Source organism: Roseinatronobacter ekhonensis (assembly GCF_900499075.1).
GTDB lineage: Bacteria > Pseudomonadota > Alphaproteobacteria > Rhodobacterales > Rhodobacteraceae > Roseinatronobacter > Roseinatronobacter ekhonensis.
Genome location: NZ_UIHC01000193.1, coordinates 1 through 645 on the forward strand (window position 1 = coordinate 1; position 645 = coordinate 645).

Here is a 645-nt window from a genome sequence, read left to right on the forward strand (position 1 = left end):
GCGCTCGACAAACGCACCCCAGACGCGGCATACTTCGAGCAAGCAGAGATACGAAAAGCGGCATGAACATAAATCTGATGCATCTTAGACAAGCCGCAAACCTGTCCTAAAAAGCAGGACCACTTCAATTCGAATGCGCTCAACTGTTTCAGATCATGAGGCCGTCATCGAACTAAAACTTGCTGACGGGCGCACAGCAAAAGATCTAAGGGATACGATTGAACAGCAGCTCGTTAGAAAATATCTGGCCGCTGAAAAAAGTCGATCTGGGGCCTTGCTAATAACTCTTTCGAGAGATCGAAAATGGGATGATCCTGATGTTGGAGGACGAATTGGCGTCGACGAGCTAATGTTGCTTTTGCATAGCGAATCCAGGCGAATCCAAGAAGTCCTCGGTGGCTCAGTGTCGGTAACTGTTCAATTGCTTGATCTGCGGCCACGATTACCACTCGAAAAAGATATCTAATCTTGTAAATTCAGAAAAAATTCTGGTTTTCGAGATTTTCTGAACCTTCTATTAGAGCGCGTCCGGTTTGACCAGATTCAGGATTCCCTTACTTCATGATCCATGATTCCATGTCTTTGAGCAGATATGGAGATAACAGATGGGCAAACCACATCCACTTGCGTTGCGAGAGCGCGTTG

General features: G+C 46.4%; 1 protein-coding gene. It reads left to right on the forward strand.

Annotated features, from left to right (window positions below):
• The first annotated feature begins 133 nt into the window (after window positions 1-133).
• The gene (locus ROE7235_RS20040) at window positions 134-466 is read left to right on the forward strand and encodes a hypothetical protein (protein ID WP_147434298.1); all 333 of its coding nucleotides are present in this window, start codon (window positions 134-136) and stop codon (window positions 464-466) included.
• The last annotated feature ends 179 nt before the right edge of the window (window positions 467-645 follow it).

Coding starts and splice junctions, on each gene's coding strand:
- ROE7235_RS20040 (WP_147434298.1), top strand. CDS start 134: ATGCGCTCAACTGTTTCAGATCATGAGGCCGTCATCGAACTAAAACTT.